We start from the raw sequence: 21,199 nt of genomic DNA on the forward strand, positions 1-21,199 counted from the left end.
ATGGATGCCAGAAAAACCTGAACTCATGCCCGCCATCATCCTCAGCATGATGAACCCAGGTATCAGGGAGGTCTTGCGCGACATGACACTCATGGAATGCCCACATCTGTCCGGTTATAGGCGAGCGCCACGCCCCCAAATCTCGTATCACCTTGCTTTGAATCCCGGCTTCTTCGAACAGCTCTCGGGCAGCGGCCGCCCGGGTTGACTCTCCGGGTTCCACGCTACCCTTGACCAGTTGCAGACCTGCCAACGGATGCTCAAACGCCAAGATTTCTAGCGTTTCACTGCTCCGTAGCGCTACCGGGCAGGCTTTCTTTATCGTCATGCCATCTTCTCCTTGGCTTGTAATTTCGCATCCTGATCAGCTGAAAACCTTCCCGGAAGGGATCATTTCGGGATAGGTGCGGCCAAGACATTTAGCCAGGTCATCGATCATTGCGGCGTTCATATTCGTGCCAGCTGTGCCCTGTAGAGCTAAGCGTGGGATTTTTCGTTAAGTCTGAACACGATTCCTTCCACTTCCATTTCAATGGTGTACTTGAACAACACATTGATGTTTTTGGACATGCCTGGAAAACGATAGGTTTCCCACCCGCCTACCAGCCCACGCACAGGGATTTTGTAAGGCCCTTTTGATTCCAGGGGCTCACCGTATTGTGATCTAACCCAGCTCTGGTTCATTTTTGTTTTGAGCTGATAGGGAAGCCCTCCTTTGTAGGTTGGCCTTCCGGGAAACGTTTCCAGGAAAGTAATGAACAGATCTTCAAACCGCTGATTGCTGGCCCAGAATCCCAGCTCAATACCCGGTTCAGGCGACATAGATAAGGTGTCGCTGTCCTCGAAAATACCTTTAGGTGGGCCGCTTGGAAGATACATTCCTAAAGCGATCATTTCGGGGTAAGTATGTCCGAGACTTTTAACCAGCTTATCGATCATGGCGGCGTTCGTTTCCTCGCTCACTGCACTTTCTGCATAACTACGCATGTGATCTTTCGTTCAGCCTGAAGACGATGCCTTCCACTTCCATTTCAACGGTGTACTTGAACAACACATGGACGCTCTTGGACATGCCTGGAAAACGATAGCTATCCCAGCCACCTGTCATGCCGGAGATAGGAACTCTATAAGGCGCTCCTGACTCCAGCGGCTCGCCATATTGAGATTTAACCCAGGTCTGATTCATCTTCGTTTTGAGCTGGTAGGGAAGACTCCCTCGGTATATGGGCTCTCCTTCAAAACCCTCAAGAAAGGTGATGAACAGGTTTTCAAAACGTTGAGTGCTGGCCCAAAAAACCAATTCGATCCCTGGCTCCGGCGACACCGTCACCCTGTCGCTGTCATCAAAGATGCCCTTTGGTGGTCCTCCTGGGAGATACATTCCAGATGCGATCAACTCGGAATAGGTCCTCCCCATATTTTTAATCAGGTCATCGATCATTGCGGCGTTCATATTCGTGCCAGCTGTGCCCCGTAAAACTAAGCGTGGGATTTTTCGTTAAGCCTGAACACTATCCCTTCCACTTCCATGTCGACGGTGTACTTGAATCGCACATGGATATGTTTGGGGAAACCTGCAAAACGATAAGTATCCCAGCCGCCAGTCATACCCAGCACCGGGATTCTATAGGGGGTTCCTGATTCCAGAGGTTCGCCGTGATGGGATCTGACCCATTGCTGGCTCATCTTGACTTCGAGGTGGTAGGGCAGTTTTCCCTTGTAGGTTGATTGTTCTGGGAAGCGCTTTAGCAAGGAAATATATAAGGCTTCAAAGCGTTGGGTACTGGCCCAAAACTCAAGTTCGATACCTGCCTCCGGTGACATGGCTATGGTATCGCTGTCCTCGAAGATGCCTTTTGGTGGCCCCCCCGGGAGATACATTCCGGAGGCAATCATTTCAGGATAGGTACGGCCAAGGCTCTTAACCAAGTCATCAATCAGTGCTGCGTTCATATCAATACCAGCCTTGTTTCCGATGGAGGTTGTGCAGCTCAGAGCGTGCCGTATCAATCTGTTCTTCGGTGAAGCCTTCTTCCTGCAAGAAGGGCTTGATGGCATCAAGATTAGCGTCTACGGCGGCCTGGAGGTCAGCAGCATCCTTTGCCTGGCGGGCCTTGTTGTTTCTACCACCGTACGTCTCACTGTAGTTTTGATGTACCGCGCTAGGGATAGCGATACTTGGGGCTTTTCGTAGAGCTTCTTTCATGTGGTTTTCATGTATATCCGGCATGTTGGATTTCAGAAAAGTCTCCAACGCCTTTTGCGACGGTATGTGATCAATATCCAACCCATCCTTCGCGCTTCTACTGGAAAGATCATTCGCCGGGCCGACTTCCAGCGGGTTGACCATGGGCTTGGCGAAGACCAGGTACAGCGAGCGGATGCCGCTGTCCGCCGGGAAGGTGATGATGCAGTCTTCGACCTTGAACTCGTCGAGGGGCGCGCCCTGGAGCTGGCTGTCGCCGCCTTCGGCGATGGGGTGGACCATGATGTTGGCCAGTTCGTCGGTCACCCCGGGGTAGGACGTCGGGGCTGTGACCACCGGGCCGTTGTGCGGTGTCCAGGTGATGGTGAGCGTGCCGAGGTGGGCCTGCATGGCGTTTTTGTCGGCGTTCCAGTCGGCCTTGATCACCGGGACGCTGTCCTGGCCCGACTGGGCGCTGGTGTGGATGCCATGGATTTGCAGCACGCCCTGGCTGTCGCGGCGGAACTGGAAGCGCACCCGGGTAGTGGCGGCGCGCAGCTCGCGCAGTTGTTCTTCGCTGTAGAAGGAGTCGTCGCCGAGCTGGGTCGGAGTCATGGCCAGGAGCAGCACTTGTCCTGCCGGGCCGCCGACGGTTTTGGCTGCGGTGCCGGCCATCTGCACTGACCAGGCGAAACTCCTGAGGATCAGCTCGCCGGCGACCCTGCCGAGCCCGACCTCGGTCGCCGAGGAGGCCATCAGCATGGTCTTGCCGAAATTGCCCGCGGGCTCGCTGGCGGTGCCGGCCTGGGTGGTGCCCCAAGGGGTGCTGCTGACGGACTTGGCGAAGACCAGGTCGGTGCGGGGAACGGGATCGGGCCAAGGGTCTGGCCGAAGGTAGACTGGGTCCGCTTCAGGAGCGGGGCAGACCAGGCTGCTGGCTGTTACGGTGGAGTTGTCCGTGACCAGCACCCAGTCGCCGTTTCTGACCGCGGCAAGAATGTCCTGGTCGCTATTGACGGTGTAATGCTCCCGCAACAGCTCATCCAACCCTACAAGGCTTGTCCTGTCGCGTTGCAGGGCCATGCGTACCTGGTTTTCCGCGTCATGCGGGCTTTGCGCATGCCGTGCCTCGCGCTCGGAGTTTTTCAGTAGACGCATGGGCAGCCTCGCTGTCTGGATCAGCCACCCATGCTAGGGGGCCGCCCCGGCGCGGCGCTTTAGGCCCTTTCTGAAACGCTCGAAAGAAAACTCGCTTGTGGACCGCGGATAAAACCGGCCGTCCGGAATTGGCGATAAAGCCTGCCGTTCGTCACGGCGCGCCGGGCTGGATTCGACTTTTGCCGAGAATGGATTAATAGCTGTTGTGAGGGCCTCGCCAGGCCCGGCTGGGTTGCCATCCGCCGGAGGTTGCGCCAGATGAACGACTACTTTCTCGACGAAACCCTCGAGGAGCGCCGCCAGCGCCGGGTGGCGCAGGCGCTGAGCCTGAACCCCGACGAGGTGGCGCGCTGGGTCCTGACCATGGAAGAGGACGGCAGCGGCATGGGTTATGTCATCGAGTTTTCCGCCGCCACGCCGGTCGGGGTGCTGGCCAGGGTGCCGGGGCTGGGCAGCGATCGGCTGATCAATATCGGCCCCATCGACTAGCCGCCATGACCTCCATGCCAGCACTGACCGCCGAGCGTCTGCGGGCATTGCACAGTGAGGGTTTCGTGCTGCTGCCCGGAGTGCTCGACGGGTTGCAGATCCAGCTGCTGCGTCACGCCATAGATGGCCTCAAACCCCAGCATTGGGACTACAGCGGCTTGCTCGAACACTACAAATGCGTGTTCAACCGCGATCCGCTGTGGCTGCCGTTTCTCGATCTGCCGGGGGTGATCGAGCTGGCCGAAGCGGCGCTGGGCGACGATTGCCATGTCATCGGCCAGACCGCCTGGCGCTGTCATCCGGGCTTTCAAGGGATGGGGTTGCACCTGGATTACCTGGCGCTGCAACTGCCCCGCAGCCTGCTCAGCGATCCGGCATTCGAGCTGCCGATGCAGATCTGCACCTGCCACCTGTACCTGGACGATATCGACCAGGACCTGTGCCCGACCCGGGTGGTGCCGGGCAGCCATAGAGCCGGGCGACCGCCACGGGCCGGAGAGGAGCATTGGCATGGCCAAACTCCCCAGGCCGTGCTGTGCCAGGCCGGCGATGCGCTGATGTTTCGCAGCGAGCTGTGGCATGCGGGCAGCGAGAACAGCAGCGCCGAGCGCATCCGCTACTTGCTGCAGGTGCACTATGGCCGGCGCATGGTGGCGCAGAAGTTTTCGCCCTACCTGCACTGGCGCTTCAACCCCGAGGTGCTGGCAGCGGCCTCGGCGCGCCAGCGGCGCCTGCTGGGCGAGCATGAGGAGGCCGAGTACGACTGAGCGAGGGGTTGTCAGCTGTCAGGGAAGGGGATCGACAGCAGCCAGCGACTGAACGCCTGCAACGATGGCAGGTGCTGATAGCGGCTAGGGTAGGCCAGGTAATAGCTGCGACCGCTGTCCACCGGCTCGAACAGCGCCACCAGCTCGCCGCTCTGAATTTCGTCCTGTACCAGGATACGCGGCACCAGGCCGATACCGATGCCGGCGACCACCGCCTGGATCAAGTGCGCGGTCAGCTCGAACCCCGGCCCCATGCGCATCGCCCGCTGCTGCAGGCCGTTCTGCTCGAACCACTCGGGCCAGGCATCGGGACGCGACACCACGTTCAGCAGCAGCTGTTGCGCCACGTCGGCGACGGACATCGAGCCGTACTCGGGCAGGGCCTTGGGGCTGGCCACCACCGTGAGTTTTTCCGACAGCAGCCGATGGGCCTCGTAGCCGGGCCAATGGCCGGTGCCGGCGCAGATGATCGCGTGCATGTCGGCGGTGTCTTTCGACAGGTCGCTGGTGACGATCCGCGAATGGATATGCACCAGGGTGCCCGGATGGCTGGCGTAAAAGTCATGCATGCGCGGCAGCAGCCATTTCGAACCGAAGGTCGGCAGCACCGCCAGGTGCAGCGGGCCACCGCCGGCCTTGTGGGCGATGGTCTGCAAGGTGGCGTTGCGGATCCGCGCCAGGGCCGCCGCCAGTTCGTGGTGATACAGGGCACCGGCGGCGGTCAGCTCGATATGCCGGCCGTCGCGGCTGAACAGCGGCACTTCCAGCAGCGACTCCAGGGCCTGGACCTGGCGGCTGACGGCGCTCTGGGTCAGTGCCAGTTCTTCGGCGGCCTTGGTGAAGCTGCCATGCCGCGCCGCGGCCTCAAAGGCCACCAGCACCGACATCGACGGGGTGAGACGTCTGGGGTTCATTCATAAAACTCATGAAAAAAGCACATGAAATACGTTTGCCTGAGGGGCAATGCTTCAGGAAAATAGGCTTTTTCGGCTGGCCGCCGCCCCTCGGGCTGTGTGCAAGCATACGTGTTTTGCATGCACCGCTGCGCCTTTTCTCTGTCTGGAAGCCTTTTTGATGATTGCTCTGCTTGCCCCCGAACGCGACCCGCTGGCCCACTACCAGGGCTTTCTTGACGCCCTGGCCGCCGACGGCTTTCGTGGCGAGATTGCCCGTGACCTGGGCCTGCGCACGGTGCTGGCCACCGACAACTCGATCTACCAGCGGCTGCCGCAAGCCGCGGTCTTTCCCCGGGATGTGGCGGACGTCGAGCGGCTGGCCCGGCTGGCGGCGAGCCCGGAACACCGCGCGGTGGTGCTCACCCCCCGTGGCGGCGGCACCGGCACCAACGGCCAGTCGCTGACCGACGGCATAGTGGTCGACCTGTCGCGGCACATGAACCAGATCCTCGAGATCAACGTCGAGGAACGCTGGGTGCGGGTGCAGAGCGGGGTGGTCAAGGACCAGCTGAACGCCGCCCTCAAGCCCCACGGCCTGTTCTTCGCCCCGGAGCTGTCGACCTCCAACCGCGCCACCGTCGGCGGCATGATCAACACCGACGCCAGCGGGCAGGGCAGTTGCACCTACGGCAAGACCCGCGACCACGTCCTGGCGCTGAGCACCGTGCTGTTGGGCGGCAGCCGCCTGGACAGCGCGCCCATCGACAACCGGCAGTTGGAACAGGAAACCGCGCAGCCAGGGCGAATCGGTGAGGTCTACCGCTGCGCCCAGGACATCGCCGACCACCAGGCCGAGCTGATCGAGGCGATCTTTCCCAAGCTCAATCGCTGCCTGACCGGTTATGACCTGGCGCACCTGCGCGAGACCCCGGAGCAATTCAACCTCAACAGCGTGCTCTGCGGTTCCGAGGGCTCCCTGGGCTTTATCGTCGAAGCGCGCCTGAATGTGCTGCCGATTCCCCGGCACTCGATCCTGGTCAACGTGCGTTACGCCGGCTTCATGGATGCGCTGCGCGACGCCAAGGCCTTGATGGCGCTGAAACCGCTGTCGATCGAGACGGTGGACTCCAAGGTGCTGATGCTGGCCATGCAAGACATCGTCTGGCACGGCGTGGCGCGTTATTTTCCCGAGCAGGCGGACACCCCGACCCTGGGCATCAACCTGATCGAGTTCAGCGGCGACGACCAGGAGGAGCTGGAACAGCGGGTCGACGCCTTTGTCCGGCACCTGCAGCAGGACAGTTCGGTGGTGCGCCTGGGCCACACCCTGGCCATCGGCGCCCAGGCGGTGAATCAGGTGTACGCTATGCGCAAGCGCGCGGTCGGCCTGCTGGGCAACGTCCAGGGCGAGGCGCGGCCACAGCCCTTTGTCGAAGACACCGCGGTGCCGCCGGAGAACCTGGCGGACTACATCCTTGAATTCCGCGCGCTGCTCGATGGTTATGGCCTGCAATACGGCATGTTCGGCCATGTCGACGCCGGGGTGCTGCACGTGCGGCCGATCCTCGACATGAAGGACCCCAAGCAGGCGGCGTTGATCCGGCCAATCTCCGACGCGGTGGCGGCGCTCACCCACAAGCACGGCGGCCTGTTGTGGGGAGAGCACGGCAAGGGCCTGCGCTCGCAGTACGTTCCGGACTATTTCGGTGAACTCTATCCGTCGCTGCAGGCGCTGAAGGCGGCGTTCGACCCGTTCAACCAGCTCAACCCCGGCAAGATCGCCACCCCGGCCTCGGTGCCTGAAGCGCGCCTGACCCGGGTCGACGAAGTGGTGCTGCGCGGCGAGCTCGACCGCACCATCGACGAGCGGGTCTGGCAGAGCTATGACAGCGCCCTGCATTGCAACGGCAACGGCGCCTGCTACAACTTCGACCCGGACGACGCCATGTGCCCGTCGTGGAAGGCCACCCGCAATCGCATTCATTCGCCCAAGGGCCGCGCCTCGCTGATCCGCGAGTGGCTGCGCCTGCAGGGCGAGCAGGGGGTGGATGTGCTGAACGGCGGTGGCGCCCGGCTTTCCAACCTGGCCCGGCGCGTCTACAACAGCGCGGCGCGGCTGGCCGGGCGCGAGGACTTCTCCCATGAGGTGTACGACGCCATGGCCGGTTGCCTGGCGTGCAAGTCCTGCGCGGGGCAGTGCCCGGTCAAGGTCAATGTGCCGGAGTTCCGCTCGCGTTTCCTCGAGCTATACCACGGTCGTTACCTGCGTCCGCTGAAGGATTACCTGATCGGTTCCCTGGAATTCAGCGTTCCTTATCTGGCGCGCCTGCCACGGCTGTACAACGCGCTGATCGGCGCGGCGCCGGTCAGCCGTGCCCTCAAGCACCTGGCGGGCATGGTCGACAGCCCGTTGCTCAGCACCCTGGATTTCCAGGCGGTGTGCCGCCGGCGCAATGTGCGCATGGCCAACGCCGCGCAACTGGCGGCACTCTCCGAAGAGCAGCGCCAGCGCAGCGTGATATTGGTGCAGGACGCCTTTACCCGGTTCTTCGAGACGCCGCTGGCGGCCGAGTGGCTGGAGCTGATCGAGCGCCTGGGCTTCCAGGTCTACCTCGCGCCTTTCGCGCCGAATGGCAAGCCCTTGCAGGTCCAGGGTTTCCTCGGCGCCTTTGCCCGGGCCGCGCGCTACAACGCGCAGTCGCTGCTGAAACTGCAGGCCAGCGGCGTGCCCCTGGTCGGCCTCGACCCGGCGATGACCCTGGTCTACCGCCAGGAGTACCGCAAGACCCTGGGTGTCGGGCAGGCTCCGGAAGTGCTGTTGCCGCAAGAGTGGCTGGCCCGGGTACTGCCCGAGGTATCGGTTGAAGCGAACCCGGACGCCGAGCCCTATCAGTTCCTCCCACACTGCACCGAAAAGACCAACGAGCCCGCCAGCATTGGCCTCTGGCAACAAGTGTTCGCGCGTATGGGCCTGAAGCTGCAGGTACTGGCCAGCGGTTGCTGCGGCATGTCCGGTACCTACGGCCATGAGACTCGCAACCTGGCGACTTCGCAGGTGATCTACCAGCAGTCCTGGCAGCCGCTGGTGGCGCGCCATGGCCAGGGCGGACGGCTGCTGGCCGACGGTTATTCCTGCCGCAGCCAGGTCGAGCGCCAGGAGGGGCAGGGCCTGCAGCATCCGCTCCAGGCGTTGCTGGAGCAGCTGCGCAAACGTCCGCTCAAGGCCTGATCAGATCCACCGGGGCGCCGGTTCTACGAGCGCTACGTCGGAATGCCGCCCAGCCCGATCGCAGCCTGCGGCAGCGGCTACAGCAACCCTGTTGCCTGTGTAGCCGCTGCCGAGCCTGCGAGGTTGCGCAGTGACCGCAAACTCGGAATCCCGGATCTCCCTGCCGGCGCCGGTGGCTTCAGTCGGTGCTGTCCATCAGCTGCTTGATGCGCAGCCAGTCGTTGCGTGCTTCCAGGTATTTTTCGTTGGCCCGCTGCTTGGCGCTGCTGAACAGGGCCAGGCGGTGGTCGTCGACATGGTCGGTGTTGAGCAGCTCATAGGCCTGGACATCCAGGCGGTCGGCTTCGGCGAACAGCCGGGCGTTGTTCGCCAACTCGCGGTTGAATCGTTCGGTCCTGCTCATGGCTGCGTCATCCTCCTTAATCCTGCATAGGGCCGGCCATGGCAAGACACCTGGGCCGATGCTCTTCCTGACCCCGGGTGCCTCGGCCGCTGGCCGAGATATCGAGACCTTGCCTGAATTTGGAGAATCGCCTTTTATCCGGGGTTCCATGGCGCTGCCCAGCGGTTGTCGGCAGCGCCATGGATGGTTGCTCATCAACTTATTCCGGCGTCCGCTGGATCAGCTCCAGGGCCTCGCTGCGCGACAGTGGCCGCTGCATGCGCTGCGACAACACCGCCATGGCCCTTGGGTACTCGCAGGCGACCACCGATTCCACCTGTTCGTTGAAACACAGCAGGGCGATAAAACGGTACTGCTCCGGCTCGCCCTCGAAGACGATCTGGTTCCACCGGCGGGCGTGGCCGAGCACCTCGAAGGTCTGGTCGTAGAAATAGGTCCAGAAGAAGGGCACCACGCTGAAACTCAGCTGTTCGCCGAGCATGTTGCAGGCGGCGAGCCGGCCCTGCTGCTGGGCCACACGCCAGTGTTCGATGCGCTGGGAGCGGCCGTCGCAGGGGTAACTCACGATGTCGCCGGCCGCCCACAGGCCGTCGGCCACGGCCAGGCTGGAATCGGCCTTGAGCGAACCGTCCTCGGCCAGCTCGAGGCCTTCGACGAAGGTCGTGGCGGGGCTGACACCGGTGCCGAACAACACCAGGTCGACGGCGATGCGCTGGTCGTTGTCGAGGACCACCTGTTGCACCTGGCCTTCGCCGACCAGGGCCCGGGCTTCGCAACCGGCGTAGTAGATCACCCCGTGCTGTTCGTGCAGGGCGCGCACGGCGCTGCCGATGCGTTCTCCCAGCTGGCGTTGCAGCGGCACCTGGTGGCGGCCGATCAGGTGCACCATCAGCCCACGTTTGCGCAGGGCCGAGGCGGCTTCCAGGCCGATGAAACTGTCGCCGATGATTGCCACCCGTTTACCGGGCCGGGCCTGCTCCAGCAGGCGCGCGGCATCTGCCCGCGAGCGCAGCATGAACACCCCTGGCAGGTCGGCCCCTTCGATGGCCGGCAGGCGCGGTTCGGCGCCGGTGGCCAGGAGCGCGGCGTCATAGTCCAGGCATTGGCCGTCGGCCAGGAGGATCTGCCGCCGGCCCGGGTCGAGACGCAGGACCTCGGCTTGCAGCAACTGCACATCGGCCTCGCGATAAAACTCCGGTTCGAGCAGCGGCGGAACTTCCGCAGGCGGCATCTCGCCGGCCAGCACGTATTTGCTCAGGGCGGTACGGTCGTAGGCCGGCTGCACTTCCTTGTCGATCCAGGTCAGGTTGTTGCCCAGGCCCTCGGCCCGCAGGGTCGCCACCGCGGCGGCACCGGCGGCGCCGGCGCCGATCACCACGAACCGTCGCGGATCGGCCGGGCGTGGCACCACGGGGTCGGCCATGGGCTGGTCGGCGACCCAGACCCGGTCATCGTGGCGGATGTCCACCCTGTAGCGCTTGAGGCTCGCCAGGGGCGGCGGCTCGCAGAGTTGCCCGCTGTCGCAGGCAAAGGCGCCCTTGTGCCAGGGGCAGATCAGTTGCCCCTGGTACACCGCCCCCTGTTCCAGCGGCGCCCCGGCGTGGGGGCAATCGGCCTGGTAGGCCTGGACCTGATTGCCCGTGCGAATCAGCAGCACCGCTTCGGTACCGACCTGGACCCTAGTGCCGCGGTCTTCGGGCAACTGGTCGAGGCGGGCCACGACATAAAAGGTCATCGCTTTTCTCCTGCGCGTTCCGCGCCCTTGATCCTCCTTGCGCGTCATCCTCCCTGGTGCAGGGCCGGGATCTTCTGTCAGAGGGCGCAGTGCAGCCCGGCCAGGTGGCTTCGCCCGGCGTTCGTCACAAGCGCCGGAAGTCGCTGGGTTAAGTGTGGACCCTGCAAAGCCCGGCCGATGGCCGCGCTCCGATAGCCGGTCATGCCCGACCCGACAGGTGGTGGGCTGCTAGACCGCCAGTTCGACCAAGTGGCCTTCGACCTGGCCGGCGTCGAGGATCAGGTAGCCCAGGCTGACCGGCAGCTTGAAACGCCTCGGCCCGGCGCTGCCCGGATTGATATAGAGCACGTCGTCCTGCCAGAACTGCCGCGGCTGGTGGGAATGGCCGGTGACCACCACCCGCACCCCCGGCGGCAGAGGCTTCGGCACCTCGGCCAGGACATGGCAGAGCAGCAGGTCGAGGCCATCGAGCTTCAGGGTGATGTGACGGGGCAGTGCGTGGGCCCAGTCATGGGTCTGATCGACATTGCCGAACACCGCGGTCACCGGCGCCAGGTGCCCGAGGGCGGCGAGTATCTGCGGGTCGCCGATATCGCCGGCATGCAGGATATGCGCGCAGCCCTGCAGCGCCGCCAGCGCGCCGGGACGAAGCAAACCGTGGGTGTCGGAGATCAGGCCTATTTTCATCCGCTGCTTTTCATCGAAGTGGTTTTACAGAGGCCTAAGCATAGCCTGTCGCGCGCGACCAGAACCGGCCCGTGCCGGCCGGTGGCAGGGGCTGTGTGTGCAGCAGCCGGAGTGCGTCGAGGGATGACACTCCGGCGCTGTGGGTCAGGCTTTCCGGGTGCCGCCACCGGCGCCTTGGGCGCCACCTTTCTTGCCTGCACCAGGGGCTTTTTGCCGATCGGCGGGGATGCTGCCACCCGAGCCCTGGCCGCCGGATTTCTTGCCGGCTGGGGAAGGTTTTTGCGTGTCCTTGTTGCCCATGAGTGGGTTTTTTCCGCTGGTAGCCATTTTTCAATCCTCGATAGTGAGCGATTTGACACCTCGCAAGATTGGGAAATGAAGCGCAAACGAAAGTTTGAAAAAGTTTCCCGCGGGACGACGAATGGATTGGTCGCGAGGGTGCGCATTCATTCCGGCCCCGGCCAGCGCGTCCATGCCCATGGCCCGTCAGCTTCGCCGGCGTTTTTTATGGTGCTCGTAGCGGGCGAGCATCGGTTGGGTGCTCAGGCCGTGGGCCAGGATGCTCAGGGCCACCACCGACAGGGTGAGGTTGCTGCTGGCTTCGGCCAGCGCCGGGTCGAGGTCGTGGTTGAGGGCGTAGAACAGGTAGTAGAGGCTACCGATGCCGCGGATGCCGAACCAGCCCAGCAGTAGGCGCTGGCGGCGGTCGAGCAGACGCCCCCAGGGGATCAGCAACACGCTCAGCGGGCGGATCAGCAGGAACAGCAGGGCGGCGACGGTCAGCGCATGCCAGTCCCAATGGGCAATCAGCACCACCCCGAGCAGGGTCACCAGGAACACTTCCATGGCCCGTTCCACCAGGCCGCCGAAGGCCAGCATGTCGCCGAGCATGATGCCCGCTGCGACCTGGCTCTCCTGCAGGGCCTCGACGTCGCCATGCACCGCCTGCGCCGGATCGACATGCTGGTGGCCGACCACCGGTTGCACCAGGTGTTCGGCCGGCGCCCGGGCATGGTCGCTGGAGTGCACCTCGGCCTGGCGCAGGCCCAGGGCAGCGGCGAACACCGCAAGAAAACCGTAGCCCTGGATCAGCTCCGCCACCACGTAGGCCAGGGCGATCAGGGCGAAGCTCAGGTAGTCGTTCGGCGAGACCGTGCTGTCGGCGTGCTTGATCCGCAGGTGCAGGGTCAGGTGGCCGAGGCCGCGGCCCATCCAGTAGCCGCTGAGCAGCCCCACGGGCACCGCCCAGAGCAGGCTGAACAAGGCCCAGTCGCCGAGCCAGGCGCCGGGGTCGTCGCCCTGGCGGGTCAGCAGCAGGCCGAGAATCACGAAGGGAAACGCCACGCCGTCGTTCAGCCCGGCCTCGCCGGACAGGCCGAAGCGCACCCGGTCGTAGTCCTGGGCGTCGCTGACCTGGACCATGGTCGCCAGCACCGGGTCGGTCGGGGCGAGGATCGCGCCGATCAGCAGCGCCGGCCCCCAGGGCATGTGTAAAGCGTAGTGCAGCAGCAGGCCGACCCCGGCGATCGACAGCAGCATCACCGGCCCGGCCAAGCCAAAGGCGACGCGCCAGCTGCGGCTGTTGAGCGGCAACCTGAGCTTGAGGCCGCTGACGAACAGCGAGAACAGCACCGCCACTTCGGTCAGGTGCTCCATCCAGCCCGAGGCCTGGTGGATGTCCAGTTGCAGCAGGCCCAGGCCGGCGGGGCCGATGGCGATCCCCAGCGCCAGGCAGACCACCGAGGTGGTCACGGGCATCCAGCGCAGGTAGGAGGAGGTCAGCGCGAGGATCAGCAGCACCGCGCCCAGGACCGCGACCCAGGCAATGAAGGTCATGGCCGCCTCGGGTCTTGCGCTGTGCGGGCGAACGGAGCGGCAGGCATGAACGGATCCTCATGGGCGCGGACATACTAGGCAGGCACGCTCGCCAGCTTGAGGTGGCGGGCCCTCAAGCTGAAGACGCCCGCCAGGCCCGGACGTTCCGCCCGGCAGCCGGACGGCGCAGGCCATGTGCCTGGGGCAGCAGGGTCAGCCGCCCGAGACTTTCCAGTGCTTGACGTCGTCGGCGAAGACCACCTGGCGCACCTCGTGGGCGATGCCGTAGGCCAGCGATTCATGGGCGGCGATGACCTTTTCCTCGGCCGACAGGCATTTGAAGATGTCCAGCTGGGTCGCCGCGTCGGCGGTTTCCAGCTCGTAGATTTTCACGTAGCGCGCCAGGTCGTTGTCCAGGCTGGAGAGGTATTCGCGCAGGCGCTGGTGATCCACCGAGTTCTGGCTGAAGTACCAGTTCATCGGGTGGATCAGGAATCGCGAATGCGGCGCGGTGATGCGTCGGTTGGCGGCGAGAAACATGATGATGCCCATGGACTCGATGTTGCCCGCGTTGATCGCGCACAGCGGCACCGGCAAGGATTTGAGAAAGGTGTAGAGGGTGAAGCCGAAATTGGTGCTGCCGCCGGTGGTGGACAGGTTCAGCAGCAGGGAAGTGGCGCCTTGCTCGATGGCTTCCAGGCAACTGTCGCGAAAGCGCTCGGTGGTGCCCTGGTCGATCTGGCAGTGAAAATGCACGATGTGCTCGGTCATCGGACGGCCTCCCAGTCTTGGCCACGATGCGTGACCTGGCTCTAGGATTGAGCCCGGGCGGCGGCGAAAGTTTCGCCGAGCGCCTGCCTGGCCAGGAGGGCCGGGCGACCGCTCATCCATTGCCTCGCACCCCATGGCCCGGTCCAGTGCCTAACGGAGTAGGGCCCGGACTCACCGGGCCTGCCGTGAGGTGCACCATGATCCAGTCGATGCATGACCCCAGCGAGCCCCGCACTCCTGAACCCGACCCTCTGCAACCGGCCCGCCGGCACGACCCGGTGATCGATCCCAACGTCAACGGCGATGCCGAACGCGATAAGCGGCGTGACGATGACAGGGAGCGGCCGATGGTCCCCGACCTGCCGGCACCGAACGAGCCGACGCCACTGTCCGATGACCGCCGCTGAGATATTGCGCAGACGGCGGCACGACGGATGCTTGAAGAAACAGGAGGTCGACTGTAGGTGCGAGCTTGCTCGCGATGGTCGTCAAGGATGCCGCGTACCGCCTGGACAAGCGCGGCGCGCTCAGGTTCATCGCGAGCAAGCTCGCTCCTACAGGGGAAGGATCAGTTGCGGTCCAGCCACACCGTCTGCGCGTTGCAGAACTCGCGGACGCCGAAGTGCGACAGCTCACGGCCGAAGCCGCTTTTCTTCACGCCGCCGAAGGTCACCCGCGGATCGCTGGCGCAGTAGCCGTTGATGAACACACCGCCGGTTTCCAGCTCGGCGGTCAGGCGTTCGGCCAGGGCCAGGTCCTGGGTGTAAATGGTCGAGGCCAGGCCGAATTCGCTGTCGTTGGCCAGCGCCAGGGCATGTTGCGCATCCCGGGCGCTGATGATCGAGGCCACAGGGCCGAACAGCTCCTGCTTGAACGAGGTCATCTGGTCGGTGACGCCGGCCAGCACCGTTGGCTGATAGAAGTTGCCCGGCCCTTCGGCCTTGGCGCCGCCCAGCAACAGGGTCGCGCCTTCGCTCAAGGTAGCCTGGACTTGTTCGTCCAGCTCGTCGCGCAGGTCGAAGCGCGCCATCGGGCCAATGTAGGTGTCGCTGACCAGCGGGTCGCCCACCAGCAGCTTGCGGGTGGCGGCGACGAACTTCTCGGTAAAGGCCTCCACCACCCCTTGCTCGACGATCAGGCGCTTGGCGGCGGCGCAGACCTGCCCGGTGTTCTGGTAGCGGCCGATGACCGCAGCCTGCACGGCGGCGTCCAGGTCGGCGTCGTTAAGCACGATAAAGGGATCGGAACCGCCGAGTTCGAGCACGCATTTCTTCAGCGCCGCGCCGGCCTGGGCACCGATGGCCATGCCGGCGCGCACGCTGCCGGTGAGGGTCACGGCGGCGATGCGTGGGTCGGCGATGGCCCGGGAGACGCCGTCCGGGGTGACGTTGATCACCTCGAACACGCCTTGGGGAAAACCGGCGCGCTGGAAGGCTTCCAGCAGCAGGTAGGCGCTGCCCATGACGTTCGGCGCGTGCTTGAGTACGTAGGTATTACCGGCGATCAGCGCCGGCACCGCGCCACGCAGTACCTGCCAGATTGGGAAGTTCCACGGCATTACCGCGAGGATCGGACCCAGCGGCCGGTATTCGATGCGCGCCTTGCCGTTCGGCACCGGGGCCGGCTCGGGGGCGAGCATCGCCGGGCCTTCGGCGGCATACCATTCGCAGAGTTGGGCGCATTTTTCGATCTCGCCGCGGGCCTGGGCGATCGGCTTGCCCATTTCCAGGGTGATGCTGCGGGCCAGGGTTTCGCCGTTGTCGCGCAGGGCCTTGGCCAGGGCCAGCAACAGGGCCGAGCGCTGTTCCAGGCTGCTGCGGCGCCACTGGGCGGCGGCAGCCGCGGCACGCGCCAGCGCGGCGTCCAGCGCCTCGGCGGATTCATAAGGGTAATGGGCGATCTGCTCGCCATTGGCGGGGTTGATCGAAATAGCGTGGGTCTGGCTGGAAACCATGGTCATGGCAGCGTCCTGTGGGCCGGGGAATGGCTGCAGGTTAGGCTGGCAGGGTGCTTATGAAAACTGAATAATAAAGAGCATATCTTTCACGTTTGGAGAATGAGATGGATCTGGTGCAGCTGGAAATCTTCAAGGCAGTGGCCGAGCAGGGCAGCATCAGCGCGGCGGCGCAACTCATCCACCGGGTGCCTTCCAACCTGACCACGCGGATCAAGCAGCTGGAGCAGGACCTGGGGGTGGAGCTGTTTATCCGCGAAAAGAGCCGCCTGCGTCTGTCGCCGGCCGGCTGGAGTTTTCTTGATTACGCCCGGCGGATTCTCGACTTGGTGCAGGAAGCGCGGTTGACGGTGGCCGGGGAGGAACCCCAGGGCCCGTTCTCCCTGGGCTCCCTGGAGAGTACGGCGGCGGTGCGGATTCCGGCGTTGCTGGCGGCCTACAACCAGAAGCACGTCAAGGTCGAACTGGACCTGTCCACCGGCCCCTCCGGGACCATGATCGATGGCGTGCTGTCCGGGCGCCTGGCCGCGGCCTTCGTCGATGGCCCGGTGTTGCACCCAAGCCTGGAAGGGGTGCCGGTGTTCGACGAGGAAATGGTCGTCATCGCGCCGCTGGGGCATGCGCCCATCACCCGCGGGCGCGACGTCAACGGCGAGAGCATCTACGCCTTTCGCGCCAACTGCTCCTACCGCCATCACTTCGAGCGCTGGTTCAGCGAGGATGGCGCAGTACCCGGCAAGATCCACGAAATGGAGTCCTACCACGGCATGCTGGCCTGCGTCAGTGCCGGCGCCGGCCTGGCGCTGATGCCCCGCAGCATGCTCGACAGCATGCCGGGCTGCGGCACGGTGAGCATCTGGCAGCTGGCGCAGCCGTACCGCTTCTTGCAGACCTGGCTGATCTGGCGCCGCGGCACGGTCTCGCGCAGCCTGACCCACTTCGTGCGTTTGCTGGAGGAGAGGCAGCCGCAAGCTACAAGCTACGAGCGGCAAGCTTAGAGCTTAGAAGAGCTTGCGGCTTAGAGCTTGCAGCTTGCCGCTCCTTATAAGGTCGGCACGGTCTGGTTGCGCCCCGCGCGCTTGGCCATGTACAGCGCCGAGTCGGCCTGCATCAGCAGGCTCTTGAAGTCGGAGGAGGCGGGCACGCAGGTGTAGACGCCGAGGCTGATGGTCACGACGCCGCCGGGGTTGTCGACATGCTCGATCGCCAGTTCCTCTACCGCCAGGCGGATGCTCTCGGCCAGCACGTAGGCGCCGCCGGGCTCGGTGTCCGGCAGCAGGATCGCGAACTCTTCGCCGCCGTAGCGCACCGCCAGGTCCGAGGGCCGGTGCACGCATTGGCTGATGGCCTGGGCGACGGCGCGGATGCAATGGTCGCCCGCCACATGGCCATAGCGGTCGTTGAAGGTCTTGAAGTGGTCGATATCCAGCATGACCAGGCTGATCGACGAGCGCTGCCGCGCCGCCCGGCGCCATTCCAGTTCCAGGTTGCGCTCCAGGTGCCGGCGGTTGGCGAGGCCCGTCAGGCCGTCCTGCAACACCAGGGTCTCCAGCACCGAGCGGGCTTTCTTCAGGTGGCTTTCCACCAACAGGCCCTTGCGCACCTGCTTGAACAGCAGGATGCCGATCAGCAGGTTGATCGCCAGCACCACGGCAATCATCGCGGTCAGCTGGTAGGTGTCGGTGCGCCAACTGCTGAGAATGGACTCCTGGGAATTGGCCGCCGCCACCACCAGCGGGTACTTGTACAGCACCCGGTAGCCGAACAGGCGGTCGACGCCGTCGATGATGGACTTGACCATGACCGTATCGGCAGGGGCACGGGGTATATGCACGGAGAAGATTTCGCCCCGGGCCAGGGACGCACCGATGAGCTTTTCGTCGAACGGCCGCCTGGCGATGATCGTGCCCTGGGGCAGGGCGAGAAAGATCGCGCCCTTGTCGTCGATGTTGAAGCGATCGAAGAAGGTGTCGAAGTAGTCCATCTTGATGGTCGCCAGCACCACGCCCTTGAAGTTGCCCTGGGCGTCGTTGACCCGGCGCGAGAACGGGATCACCCAGTCGCCGGTAGTCTTGCTTTGCAGGGCCGCCCCGACCCTGGGGGACAGGGTTACATTCTCGCGGTGGAACTTGAAGTAGTCGCGGTCCGAGTTGTTCGCCTTGGGCGGCTTGTAGTCGAACGAGGTGAGCACCCAGTTGCCTTGCCGGTCATAGAAGAACAAGCCATGCAACTGTTCGGTGGTGAACACGCGTTTTTTCATCAGCTTCTGGGTTTTTTCCAGGGCCTCGGGCGACAGGTCGTCGATGCGTTCGATCAGTTCTTCGAGGATCAGGTTGGCCTCGTCGAACGTATCGGTCGCCTGTTGCGCGATGGACAAGGCCAGGTTGCCGGAGGTCAGCCGGGCCTGCGCCAGTTCATGGGCCTTGCTGTTGACGACCTGGATGCCATAGATGCCGAGAATCGAAACCGCGACCACCATCAGGAAGGTGATGGTGACCGCCAGTACGGGAAGTCGTTTCGACTCCAGGACAACGTCCTCGGTGTTGCTGTCGGGGTGTGCGTCCACGATGTTCCTTATCATGCCTGGGGTGAAACAGGGCTGTCGTCAGGATCCTCGATGACAGCGGCCGCTCGGGTTGAAAAAACTCGCCGGAATATCAGTCACGATAGCCCAGGACTCAAGGGTTTGCGGCCGGTGGTTCGCTCGCCGCCTTGTCCTGGCTGTCGCTGATCAGCATCAGGTTCTGCGGCGACGACAGGGCGATGCCCACTTCGCGCAGGCGCCCGAGGATGGTGAACAGCAGGTCGCTGCGGGCGCCGGACACCGAGCGCGGGCTGCCGACGTAGCCGCTGACGCTGATGATCAGGCCATTGCTGGTCAGGTCCTTGAACGACACCGAGGTCGCCGGCGCCTTGAGAATCGCCTCATGTTCGGCATAGGCCTGCAGCAACAGCTCGCGCACCTGCAGCACATCGGTCTCCAGCGGCAGGGTCAGGGTGATGCCGACCACGCCCAGGGCGTTGTCCATGGTCACGTTGCGCACGTTCTGCGAGATGAACTGCGAGTTCGGCACTATCACTGTGGAGCGGTCGGACATCTGGATCTCGGTGGCGCGCACGTTGATCCGCCGGATATCGCCCTCGACCCCGGCCAGGCTGACCCAGTCACCGACCTTCACCGGCCGCTCGGTGAGCAGGATCAGCCCGGAAATGAAGTTCTGCACTATGGCCTGCAGGCCGAAACCTATACCCACCGACAGGGCGCTGACCACCCAGGTCAGGTTGGTCAGGTTGATCCGCAGGGTCGACATCACCACGATCGCCAGCAGGACAAAGCCAATGTAGCCGACCAGGGTCACCAGCGAGGCGCGCATGCCGGCGTCCATATTGGTTTCCGGCAGCAGCCGCTCGCTCAGCCAGCGCTTGAGCACCCGTACGGCGAACATGCCGCCGACCAGGAACGCCGCCGCCAGCAGCAGGTCCTCGGGCACGATGTTCAGGTTGCCCAAGGACCGGCCGCTGACATCCAGCTGGGCAAAGCCTTCCAGCAGTTCCCCCGGGCTCGACCCGGACGGCATGAAGGCCAGCAGCGCCGCGGTGAACAGCAGCAGGGTCCGGCCGATGCCGGCCAGCACGGTGGTGGCCTGGGCCTGGTGGCGCGGCGACAGGCCCAGGGCCGCCGCCAGCGCCAGGCCGCCAGGCTGCTTGGGCGACAGCAGGGTTTCGCAGAGGTCGCCAAAGCAGGCGATCAGCAGGTAGGCGCTGGTGGTCACCACGCTGATCCACAGCAGCTTGACGGTGAGGAAGTACGCCAGGCTCAGGTAGCCGCTGAGCAACGACAGCAGGATCACCGCCACCCACACCGCCACCACGAAGGGCAGCAGCCCGGCGATGCCGGAGGGGCGTTCCAGCTCGAAGCGCCGCCGGGTGCGGCGATGACGCAGCAGGGCGAAGAAAAAGATCAGCGCGGTGACCAGGGCCGTCAGGCCGTTGACCGCCACGGTCAGGGCCAGGCTGCTGGCGATCACGCTGTTGATCCGTTCTTCGCCGGCGGTGAGCAGCAGGGCCAGGGCCAGGATCAGCGGGAACGGCCCCAGGGCCGTGGCGATCTGGTCGGGGATCGGTGGCAGGCGCCAGGACGGGCGCGACAGCATCAACATGGCCCGGCCGAGGCCGACGATAAAGGAGCAGAAAATCAGCAGGGTCAGCCACTGGCCGATCAGGTTGAGCACATCGGCGCTCAGTGTCGCGCTGTTGACCAGCCCCCAGCGCAGCAGCGAGGCGGAGACGTTGATGGTGACGATGGTCGCCAGCCCGATGGTCAGCGCCAGGGCACTGCGGCGCAGGCGACCTTCGGGCAGCCAGCGGATCATCGACCAGATCGCCAGGCGCTCCAGCAGGCGCCGGCCGACCACCCAGATCAGCGCCGCAATGACCAGGGTGGTGAGGAACAGCCCGCGATTGCCGGGGGCCAGCGCCGTCTCGAACGCGGTCCAGACTTCGTCGGAGAGGCGGTTGAGGCGCCCGAGGTCATCCTCGGTCGGGCGAATCAGGGTGGACCAGAAGGCCGGGCTGAGCGGGCTCGCCGAGCGGGTGCTGATCTGCGAATTGAACAGGCTGCGCCGCAGGTTGATGATCTGGACGGCGAGGTCGCGGCCGGACTGGCTGAGCAGGTTGGCCTGGCGCTCTTCGTCGAGCAGGGCATCCTTCTGCGCGCTCAACACCTGGCGCTGGCTGGTCAGGCTGGGGGCCTCGTCGGGCAACGGCGGGCCCAGGACCTTGAGCTGGTCGTCCAGGCGCTCGATGTCGGTGGCGCGCAGGGCGATCAGGCTGTCGGCCTGCTTCTGCACTTGCAGCGCGGCCTGGCGCAGGTCCGAGAGCAGGTCATCGTTGCCGCTGGCCGAAACGCTCTGGCGGATCAGTTCGAGGCGGTCGTTGAGCTGCTCAAGGCTCGCACCCTCGGCCAGCAGCGGCAGCTGGTTGCGGGCGACGCTCTGTGGCCCGGGCGCCGGCGCCGCGAAGGCCGGCAGCGCAATACACAGCAACAGGGCCAACAGCCCCATGCCCCAGCGGTTCTGTCTCACTCGCCGCATCTTTCATGTCCTCTTTT

The 21,199-nt window shown here is 64.4% G+C and carries 20 protein-coding genes; 5 read left to right on the forward strand and 15 right to left on the reverse strand.

Annotation, left to right across the window (positions count from 1 at the left end):
- From J4D52_RS25700 to J4D52_RS25720, 5 genes are all read right to left on the reverse strand, one after another.
- Positions 1 to 328, reverse strand: a 328-nt coding sequence (locus J4D52_RS25700; protein WP_207272173.1) for an NUDIX domain-containing protein, incomplete at its 3' end; no start/stop codon positions are given.
- A 149-nt stretch (positions 329 to 477) separates the two neighbouring features.
- On the reverse strand, positions 478 to 939 hold the full coding sequence (locus tag J4D52_RS25705) for a DUF6392 family protein (RefSeq protein ID WP_063431694.1): 462 nt from the start codon (positions 937 to 939) through the stop codon (positions 478 to 480).
- Between the two features lie 40 nt (positions 940 to 979).
- Positions 980 to 1,441 carry a DUF6392 family protein gene (locus J4D52_RS25710; RefSeq protein ID WP_063430996.1) on the reverse strand — a complete coding sequence of 154 codons (462 nt, stop codon included), beginning with the start codon at positions 1,439 to 1,441 and terminating at the stop codon, positions 980 to 982.
- A 38-nt stretch (positions 1,442 to 1,479) separates the two neighbouring features.
- Positions 1,480 to 1,953 (reverse strand): DUF6392 family protein, encoded by a 474-nt coding sequence (locus J4D52_RS25715; RefSeq protein ID WP_063430994.1) that lies wholly within the window; start codon positions 1,951 to 1,953, stop codon positions 1,480 to 1,482.
- A gap of 1 nt (position 1,954) precedes the next feature.
- The gene (locus J4D52_RS25720) at positions 1,955 to 3,343 is read right to left on the reverse strand and encodes an S-type pyocin domain-containing protein (protein ID WP_063430992.1); all 1,389 of its coding nucleotides are present in this window, start codon (positions 3,341 to 3,343) and stop codon (positions 1,955 to 1,957) included.
- A gap of 258 nt (positions 3,344 to 3,601) precedes the next feature.
- On the opposite strand from J4D52_RS25720, the gene J4D52_RS25725 reads away from it, so the two are divergent.
- Both J4D52_RS25725 and J4D52_RS25730 read left to right on the forward strand, forming a co-directional pair.
- Positions 3,602 to 3,832, forward strand: coding sequence for a hypothetical protein (locus J4D52_RS25725; RefSeq protein WP_063430990.1), 231 nt, complete (start codon positions 3,602 to 3,604; stop codon positions 3,830 to 3,832).
- A gap of 5 nt (positions 3,833 to 3,837) precedes the next feature.
- The gene (locus J4D52_RS25730) at positions 3,838 to 4,599 is read left to right on the forward strand and encodes a phytanoyl-CoA dioxygenase family protein (RefSeq protein ID WP_063430988.1); all 762 of its coding nucleotides are present in this window, start codon (positions 3,838 to 3,840) and stop codon (positions 4,597 to 4,599) included.
- 11 nt (positions 4,600 to 4,610) lie between these two features.
- Here the strand turns inward: J4D52_RS25730 and J4D52_RS25735 are convergent, their stop codons facing one another.
- The gene (locus tag J4D52_RS25735) at positions 4,611 to 5,513 is read right to left on the reverse strand and encodes a LysR substrate-binding domain-containing protein (RefSeq protein ID WP_063430986.1); all 903 of its coding nucleotides are present in this window, start codon (positions 5,511 to 5,513) and stop codon (positions 4,611 to 4,613) included.
- A 160-nt stretch (positions 5,514 to 5,673) separates the two neighbouring features.
- Here J4D52_RS25735 and J4D52_RS25740 point away from each other — a divergent pair, with 160 nt between their 5' ends.
- Positions 5,674 to 8,724: an FAD-binding and (Fe-S)-binding domain-containing protein gene (locus J4D52_RS25740; RefSeq protein ID WP_102677896.1), complete on the forward strand. Its 3,051-nt coding sequence runs from the start codon at positions 5,674 to 5,676 to the stop codon at positions 8,722 to 8,724.
- Between the two features lie 178 nt (positions 8,725 to 8,902).
- On the opposite strand, the gene J4D52_RS25745 is transcribed toward J4D52_RS25740, so the two are convergent.
- The 6 genes from J4D52_RS25745 to J4D52_RS25770 all read right to left on the reverse strand — a co-directional run bounded on the left by J4D52_RS25745 (position 8,903) and on the right by J4D52_RS25770 (position 14,135).
- A complete protein-coding gene (locus J4D52_RS25745) occupies positions 8,903 to 9,127 on the reverse strand; it encodes a hypothetical protein (RefSeq protein WP_025808827.1) in 225 nt (74 codons plus the stop codon).
- Positions 9,128 to 9,326: 199 nt separating this feature from the next.
- Positions 9,327 to 10,862 (reverse strand): FAD-dependent oxidoreductase, encoded by a 1,536-nt coding sequence (locus J4D52_RS25750; protein WP_063430982.1) that lies wholly within the window; start codon positions 10,860 to 10,862, stop codon positions 9,327 to 9,329.
- Between the two features lie 228 nt (positions 10,863 to 11,090).
- Positions 11,091 to 11,549, reverse strand: a complete 459-nt coding sequence (locus J4D52_RS25755; protein ID WP_063430980.1) for a metallophosphoesterase family protein — start codon at positions 11,547 to 11,549, stop codon at positions 11,091 to 11,093.
- A gap of 144 nt (positions 11,550 to 11,693) precedes the next feature.
- Entirely contained in the window at positions 11,694 to 11,876 is a 183-nt protein-coding gene (locus J4D52_RS25760; RefSeq protein WP_025808830.1) for a hypothetical protein, read from the reverse strand.
- A 159-nt stretch (positions 11,877 to 12,035) separates the two neighbouring features.
- On the reverse strand, positions 12,036 to 13,385 hold the full coding sequence (locus tag J4D52_RS25765; RefSeq protein ID WP_063430978.1) for a sodium:proton antiporter: 1,350 nt from the start codon (positions 13,383 to 13,385) through the stop codon (positions 12,036 to 12,038).
- A gap of 192 nt (positions 13,386 to 13,577) precedes the next feature.
- A complete protein-coding gene (locus tag J4D52_RS25770; RefSeq protein ID WP_063430976.1) occupies positions 13,578 to 14,135 on the reverse strand; it encodes an ATP-dependent Clp protease proteolytic subunit in 558 nt (185 codons plus the stop codon).
- A 197-nt stretch (positions 14,136 to 14,332) separates the two neighbouring features.
- On the opposite strand from J4D52_RS25770, the gene J4D52_RS25775 reads away from it, so the two are divergent.
- Positions 14,333 to 14,542 (forward strand): hypothetical protein, encoded by a 210-nt coding sequence (locus J4D52_RS25775; RefSeq protein ID WP_025808833.1) that lies wholly within the window; start codon positions 14,333 to 14,335, stop codon positions 14,540 to 14,542.
- Between the two features lie 161 nt (positions 14,543 to 14,703).
- Here J4D52_RS25775 and J4D52_RS25780 read toward each other — a convergent pair whose 3' ends face one another.
- On the reverse strand, positions 14,704 to 16,095 hold the full coding sequence (locus J4D52_RS25780) for an aldehyde dehydrogenase family protein (RefSeq protein ID WP_063430974.1): 1,392 nt from the start codon (positions 16,093 to 16,095) through the stop codon (positions 14,704 to 14,706).
- Positions 16,096 to 16,196: 101 nt separating this feature from the next.
- On the opposite strand from J4D52_RS25780, the gene ptrR reads away from it, so the two are divergent.
- Positions 16,197 to 17,087: a putrescine utilization regulator PtrR gene (gene ptrR / locus J4D52_RS25785; protein ID WP_025808835.1), complete on the forward strand. Its 891-nt coding sequence runs from the start codon at positions 16,197 to 16,199 to the stop codon at positions 17,085 to 17,087.
- Positions 17,088 to 17,131: 44 nt separating this feature from the next.
- Here the strand turns inward: ptrR and J4D52_RS25790 are convergent, their stop codons facing one another.
- Together J4D52_RS25790 and J4D52_RS25795 are read right to left on the reverse strand one after the other, a co-directional pair.
- On the reverse strand, positions 17,132 to 18,655 hold the full coding sequence (locus J4D52_RS25790; RefSeq protein WP_102677897.1) for a sensor domain-containing diguanylate cyclase: 1,524 nt from the start codon (positions 18,653 to 18,655) through the stop codon (positions 17,132 to 17,134).
- A 112-nt stretch (positions 18,656 to 18,767) separates the two neighbouring features.
- Positions 18,768 to 21,182, reverse strand: a complete 2,415-nt coding sequence (locus J4D52_RS25795) for a DUF3772 domain-containing protein (RefSeq protein ID WP_063430968.1) — start codon at positions 21,180 to 21,182, stop codon at positions 18,768 to 18,770.
- Between the last annotated feature and the right edge of the window lie 17 nt (positions 21,183 to 21,199).

Source organism: Pseudomonas sp. GW460-12-10-14-TSB1 (assembly GCF_017349775.1).
Classification (GTDB): Bacteria; Pseudomonadota; Gammaproteobacteria; order Pseudomonadales; family Pseudomonadaceae; genus Aquipseudomonas; species Aquipseudomonas piscium.

What these genes read in the sequence shown, in the direction of transcription:
- J4D52_RS25720 (WP_063430992.1), bottom strand. Translation starts at nt 3,343, where the DNA reads ATGCGTCTACTGAAAAACTCCGAGCGCGAGGCACGGCATGCGCAAAGC.
- J4D52_RS25725 (WP_063430990.1), top strand. Translation starts at nt 3,602, where the DNA reads ATGAACGACTACTTTCTCGACGAAACCCTCGAGGAGCGCCGCCAGCGC.
- J4D52_RS25745 (WP_025808827.1), bottom strand. Translation starts at nt 9,127, where the DNA reads ATGAGCAGGACCGAACGATTCAACCGCGAGTTGGCGAACAACGCCCGG.
- J4D52_RS25795 (WP_063430968.1), bottom strand. Translation starts at nt 21,182, where the DNA reads ATGCGGCGAGTGAGACAGAACCGCTGGGGCATGGGGCTGTTGGCCCTG.
- J4D52_RS25710 (WP_063430996.1), bottom strand. Translation starts at nt 1,441, where the DNA reads ATGATCGATGACCTGATTAAAAATATGGGGAGGACCTATTCCGAGTTG.
- J4D52_RS25730 (WP_063430988.1), top strand. Translation starts at nt 3,838, where the DNA reads ATGACCTCCATGCCAGCACTGACCGCCGAGCGTCTGCGGGCATTGCAC.
- J4D52_RS25735 (WP_063430986.1), bottom strand. Translation starts at nt 5,513, where the DNA reads ATGAACCCCAGACGTCTCACCCCGTCGATGTCGGTGCTGGTGGCCTTT.
- ptrR (WP_025808835.1), top strand. Translation starts at nt 16,197, where the DNA reads ATGGATCTGGTGCAGCTGGAAATCTTCAAGGCAGTGGCCGAGCAGGGC.
- J4D52_RS25705 (WP_063431694.1), bottom strand. Translation starts at nt 939, where the DNA reads ATGATCGATAAGCTGGTTAAAAGTCTCGGACATACTTACCCCGAAATG.
- J4D52_RS25750 (WP_063430982.1), bottom strand. Translation starts at nt 10,862, where the DNA reads ATGACCTTTTATGTCGTGGCCCGCCTCGACCAGTTGCCCGAAGACCGC.
- J4D52_RS25770 (WP_063430976.1), bottom strand. Translation starts at nt 14,135, where the DNA reads ATGACCGAGCACATCGTGCATTTTCACTGCCAGATCGACCAGGGCACC.
- J4D52_RS25715 (WP_063430994.1), bottom strand. Translation starts at nt 1,953, where the DNA reads ATGAACGCAGCACTGATTGATGACTTGGTTAAGAGCCTTGGCCGTACC.
- J4D52_RS25740 (WP_102677896.1), top strand. Translation starts at nt 5,674, where the DNA reads ATGATTGCTCTGCTTGCCCCCGAACGCGACCCGCTGGCCCACTACCAG.
- J4D52_RS25755 (WP_063430980.1), bottom strand. Translation starts at nt 11,549, where the DNA reads ATGAAAATAGGCCTGATCTCCGACACCCACGGTTTGCTTCGTCCCGGC.
- J4D52_RS25760 (WP_025808830.1), bottom strand. Translation starts at nt 11,876, where the DNA reads ATGGCTACCAGCGGAAAAAACCCACTCATGGGCAACAAGGACACGCAA.
- J4D52_RS25780 (WP_063430974.1), bottom strand. Translation starts at nt 16,095, where the DNA reads ATGACCATGGTTTCCAGCCAGACCCACGCTATTTCGATCAACCCCGCC.
- J4D52_RS25765 (WP_063430978.1), bottom strand. Translation starts at nt 13,385, where the DNA reads ATGACCTTCATTGCCTGGGTCGCGGTCCTGGGCGCGGTGCTGCTGATC.
- J4D52_RS25775 (WP_025808833.1), top strand. Translation starts at nt 14,333, where the DNA reads ATGATCCAGTCGATGCATGACCCCAGCGAGCCCCGCACTCCTGAACCC.